At 38.1% G+C, this 4,255-nt stretch carries 7 protein-coding genes; 5 read left to right on the top strand and 2 right to left on the bottom strand.

The window, feature by feature from the left end:
- Together CF596_RS14840 and CF596_RS14165 are read left to right on the top strand one after the other, a co-directional pair.
- A partial coding sequence (locus CF596_RS14840; protein ID WP_206780812.1) for a hypothetical protein occupies window positions 1-187 on the top strand: 187 nt, incomplete at its 5' end.
- A 10-nt stretch (window positions 188-197) separates the two neighbouring features.
- Window positions 198-542, top strand: a complete 345-nt coding sequence (locus CF596_RS14165) for a hypothetical protein (protein ID WP_143228710.1) — start codon at window positions 198-200, stop codon at window positions 540-542.
- Window positions 543-1,358: 816 nt separating this feature from the next.
- Here the strand turns inward: CF596_RS14165 and CF596_RS14160 are convergent.
- A complete protein-coding gene (locus CF596_RS14160) occupies window positions 1,359-1,700 on the bottom strand; it encodes a hypothetical protein (protein WP_143228709.1) in 342 nt (113 codons plus the stop codon).
- Window positions 1,701-1,832: 132 nt separating this feature from the next.
- Window positions 1,833-2,249: a conjugal transfer protein TraD gene (locus CF596_RS14155; RefSeq protein WP_096902844.1), complete on the bottom strand. Its 417-nt coding sequence runs from the start codon at window positions 2,247-2,249 to the stop codon at window positions 1,833-1,835.
- A gap of 279 nt (window positions 2,250-2,528) precedes the next feature.
- Here CF596_RS14155 and CF596_RS14810 point away from each other — a divergent pair, with 279 nt between their 5' ends.
- From CF596_RS14810 to CF596_RS14145, 3 genes are read left to right on the top strand one after another with little or no spacing between them, the layout of a single operon-like run.
- Window positions 2,529-2,684 carry a hypothetical protein gene (locus CF596_RS14810; protein ID WP_171325025.1) on the top strand — a complete coding sequence of 52 codons (156 nt, stop codon included), beginning with the start codon at window positions 2,529-2,531 and terminating at the stop codon, window positions 2,682-2,684.
- A complete protein-coding gene (locus CF596_RS14150; protein ID WP_096902843.1) occupies window positions 2,684-3,613 on the top strand; it encodes a MobA/MobL family protein in 930 nt (309 codons plus the stop codon). Before CF596_RS14810 ends, CF596_RS14150 begins: the two co-directional genes overlap by 1 nt.
- The gene (locus CF596_RS14145; protein WP_096902842.1) at window positions 3,610-4,110 is read left to right on the top strand and encodes a hypothetical protein; all 501 of its coding nucleotides are present in this window, start codon (window positions 3,610-3,612) and stop codon (window positions 4,108-4,110) included. Before CF596_RS14150 ends, CF596_RS14145 begins: the two co-directional genes overlap by 4 nt.
- The last annotated feature ends 145 nt before the right edge of the window (window positions 4,111-4,255 follow it).

Here is a 4,255-nt window from a genome sequence, read left to right as displayed (position 1 = left end):
AAACTATCTAATTTACTTTAGAAATAAACGCCTTGAAGTAACACATAGGCTTTATGTTGTAGCCACAAATGAAAATAATATTGTGGAGTCTGCCAAAAGACATCTCAAGTTAAGTGATTACTATATCCATGATTGGATGGATGTTGGTCAAAGTAAGAAAAAAGGTATTCCATCTATCTCTATTTAAAAGAGCTTTTATGAAAAATATTTTATTACTAAGCATGGTATTAGCTGTAACAGGTTGTGTAAGTACGAGTCATGTTCTTCCAATGGGAAAAGATACTTTTTCTGTTTCAGCTACTTCTGATGGTTTTCGTGATGCAGCAGCTGCACGCAATAGTGCATTTAAGAAAGCTACAGATCAATGTACAGCGTTGGGTAAAAATTTTATGTTCGTGAATGAGTCAATTATGCCTACACGCATGAATATTGATACAACCGTTACCCTTACATTTCGTTGTTTAGCAGATAACGACCCTCAATATACAAGACCTAATATTGAGCATGTTCCTAATGTCATAATTGAGAATCGAAGCAAATAAGATCAGAGAGATAATGAGCATTTGCTTGTTTTGAGAAAAGAAAAAGCCCATTCAGTATTGAAACTAAATGGGCTTTCGCTTTATATTCAGCGGTACGCAGTTATTTGATGCTTGCAACATCGAATAACGAAGATCAGCAGAGCTACCAACTCGTGCAGATTTCACACTAAGGCTTGTACCTGAACTCTATTTTCACAATAAACAGTGTTTAGATCAAGACTCAAAATGATAAGTCTTCGTTAATCCGTGTTTTAAATCGTCAAATAAGCATCATAGATCGAGCTTTGCCTGCTTCTGCGTGTCCGTTGTTATACGGATTGGCATGCGTTGCATGTGGAGGGAATAAGTGTCACTGGTGCAACGTAGCGATAGTCGAAAGGCTAAACCGCTACAGGGGAATCTCACAAAAGCGGAGCGTTAAGAGTAGCTGTATAGGTCGGTTAAGTTGCATGTTGGGGAAACCCTCGCAGAGATACCGCCATACTTCGACAGGGAGCGTGTGGGAGAAGGTGCAAGACCTTTAGTCCTTGTCTGCATAGTCAGCAAAGCTATGTGCGGATACGACCGATATACGTGGCTCCGAAGCCAAAAGAATATGCGGTAAATCGGCAATACTTAAAGGATGTGTCATTTTTTTAAATGACCGCCTTTAGGGAGAGTATTGCCGAAACTCTCTCAACCGTTCACCAAAGCCAAAGCACGGAGTGCGACGCTTTGGGGACGAGTTGAGAAGTTGAGAGCATTTTGTTTTATTGGTTGTAAGGACGTAGAACTTTAAGAATGGTATTAATTGTTTTATTAAACTTTTTGCTTAGGCTATTTATTATTAGATTCTTCAAAATATTGTTTTAATTCCTTTTCATGTTGAGCCTTTTTTTGCTTATAGACTTGTTTAGTAACCCAAATAGTTCCAGCAATTGCTGCAACAAATAATGCAACTTTGAAGTTTGTGCCTATTGTGCTGTATACATCATCAAATGCTTTAAATATCAGTCCTGTAAGAACAGTTATTAGTACTAAGCCAAGTATCCAACAATTAAAAACTATAAGTTTTTCTTCTGATAATTCTTTTTGTTGAATCAATATTCCTATGCGATATGCAATCATTCCTGAAATAATTAAAGTAAATGCCCCTAAAATATCTTTAGCTACCTCCATGTCCATATATTCAATAAGTAATATTGAAAGGGTTGTGAGCAGTACAAATACAGCTATAGAGCAAATCCAAGAGATCACATTTCGCATAAATTTTAGTTTTAAGCTTAATTAAGTTAGATAATACTCAATATCTTATTTTTTCGTCTTATTTCTTTGATTTAAAGTTTCTTGTCCTAATTCTTTCCAAATTTGCCATTTCATATCATTTGGATCAATTTCAGCAGTTTTAAGCAGAACTCCAAGTAACTCTGCTGGGTCACGTTGATCTAGGTTAGCAATTTCAAATAGTGCGCCTAATTGGATGAGATGACGTGTACGAGCTTTACGTTCAGCTTCCTTTTCAGCGTTTAGCAGTTTCCGAACAGCTATTTTCTGTTTATTAGCTCGATCTATGGCTTTTTCGGCTTTAATCAGTGCATTTAACTTCTTCTCTTGGTCTGGTGTGCGGTATTGGATTTGAGCTAATTCCAATAAAAGTTTTTGTGCATCACTAGGATTTTTTAAAGCAGAAATATAGGTGGTTTTTTCAGACAGCCAATCATTATTCATATTCAATTCCTTAATTTAGATACCGCAAAAGTACAGGCTCAATACTCAAAGAACGATAACAAAATAATTACGTCCAAGTAACGTAATTTTGTTAAAGTCGTTCTAGAGATTGTCGCCTATACTTCCATCAAAAATTTGATGGCGCGCTTAGACGTTTCTCAATTTTATTGAGAAACCTAAGCACGTTAGGGACTTCATCCCTAAAACCCTGAAACTTCTTTTTTTCGTTCAATTGAAAATTGAGTGAAAAAAAGAAGTACCAAAGCTAGGAGCAACAGCATGCAACTAAAACAGGTATTGGGAAAAATCAAAGATATTAGTTTTGGCGTGATCGCAGCACCGCTACTTATCATCATTATGATGTGGGCTTCGATACTTGATCAAAAAGCGTTTAAAAAAGAACGTAATCGAAAAAAGGAACAGGATAAGACCTAATGGCGATTGCTCGTTTAAGTGTCAAAGTCGGTAAGGCAGGCAAAGCAGCACCACATGCCGAATATATTGATCGGGATGAAGAAAAGAAGCTGAAACAGGAACAGGCAGAAACCGACCTTGAACATAGTGCCTATGGAAATATGCCGAAATGGGCTGAACATAATCCGATTACCTTTTGGCAGGCAGCCGACCTTTACGAGCGCAAAAATGGCAGTACCTATCGAGAATATGAAATTGCCCTACCTAGAGAAATGAATGCCGAGCAACGCTTAGAATTGGTTGAGGACTTCATTCAGTCCGAGATCGGCTCAAAATATCCGTATCAATTTGCGATTCATAACCCTAAAGCAATGGACGGCAACGATCAGCCCCACGTCCACCTGATGTTTAATGAACGTCTGCAAGATGGAATCCAACGAGATCCGGAGCAATATTTCAAACGCTATAACAGCAAGAATCCTGAACGTGGCGGAGCTAAAAAAGACAATACCGGCAAGAGTTACCAGGAACGAAAAACTGATATTAAAGACCTACGCCAAAGATGGGCAGATTTATGCAATAGCCATCTAGAGAAGCATAAAATTGACAGCCGTATTGATATGCGAAGCTACAAAGAGCAAGGCATAGAGAAAGAACCCGAAAAGAAACTATTACCAAGTCAAGCCAAAGACCCTGAAATCAGGGAAGCTCTGCAACAGTCACGTACAGCCTATAAAGAGTTTGAGCGACTAGACTTAGGCGATCCGAAAAAAGACCTTAAAGAACTAAAAGACAGCCCAATTTCAGACAAAGAAATTAAACAAGGTATTGAGAGCTTTAAAGCTGATTTTGACAGCTTCAAACAGCTTGCCTTAGAGCAGTACAAAGAACAGCAGAAATTAGAGCGAGAGCAACAGAAAACCATGAGTTATAAGGGGATGAGCCGATGACACCTGATGAAAAAAAGCTATATGCACTGATGGCAGTTGCAGAACAACAGCAGAACCTAGTCAATCAGGCTGTTAAAGAGCTTCAAATCACCGAAGAACGCATTCAAAAGGTCATCGCAGGGCAAACCCATAGCACCGTATCAAAATCGCTAAATACGGGCTTACAGGAAGGTACAGCAGAGCTTATCAAGACCGCTAAGGCACTTGGACGCTTGAATAATTCGATTGATTCAGTGATTCATCAATGGTCATGGAAGTTAATAGCCATTGTTTTAGGTGCTTTTGCCATTTTGATGTTGGCAATGACTTGGTTATTTATCGTCTATATAAAACCTTTAGGCAATATTCCGCAGATCGAGAGCCTAAGACAGCAGGGAATCCAGTTTGATATTGGAAGCTGTAAAGTTGATGGAGAATCTAAAACCTGTGTTCGAGTAATGAAAAAGCAGTGCGGATATGGGAAAAATGCCGATTTTTGTGTGATTGACCCTAAATAGAAAAACTTTCTATTTCAAATGGAGTTAGCTAGGCTTAACTTTGGTTAATAAATCTTTATGAATAACATGAAAAACTATCTAATTTACTTTAGAAATAAACGCCTTGAAGTAACACATAGGCTTTATGTTGTAGCCACAAATGAAA

The sequence above is a fragment of the Acinetobacter sp. YT-02 genome, from assembly GCF_002412355.1.
In the GTDB taxonomy this organism is placed as follows: domain Bacteria; phylum Pseudomonadota; class Gammaproteobacteria; order Pseudomonadales; family Moraxellaceae; genus Acinetobacter; species Acinetobacter towneri.
The sequence above is the reverse complement of the archived record's forward strand: the minus strand, read 5'-3'. Positions and strand labels throughout refer to the sequence as shown.

Coding starts and splice junctions, on each gene's coding strand:
- CF596_RS14150 (WP_096902843.1), top strand. CDS start 2,684: ATGGCGATTGCTCGTTTAAGTGTCAAAGTCGGTAAGGCAGGCAAAGCA.
- CF596_RS14810 (WP_171325025.1), top strand. CDS start 2,529: ATGCAACTAAAACAGGTATTGGGAAAAATCAAAGATATTAGTTTTGGC.
- CF596_RS14165 (WP_143228710.1), top strand. CDS start 198: ATGAAAAATATTTTATTACTAAGCATGGTATTAGCTGTAACAGGTTGT.
- CF596_RS14145 (WP_096902842.1), top strand. CDS start 3,610: ATGACACCTGATGAAAAAAAGCTATATGCACTGATGGCAGTTGCAGAA.
- CF596_RS14155 (WP_096902844.1), bottom strand. CDS start 2,249: ATGAATAATGATTGGCTGTCTGAAAAAACCACCTATATTTCTGCTTTA.
- CF596_RS14160 (WP_143228709.1), bottom strand. CDS start 1,700: ATGGAGGTAGCTAAAGATATTTTAGGGGCATTTACTTTAATTATTTCA.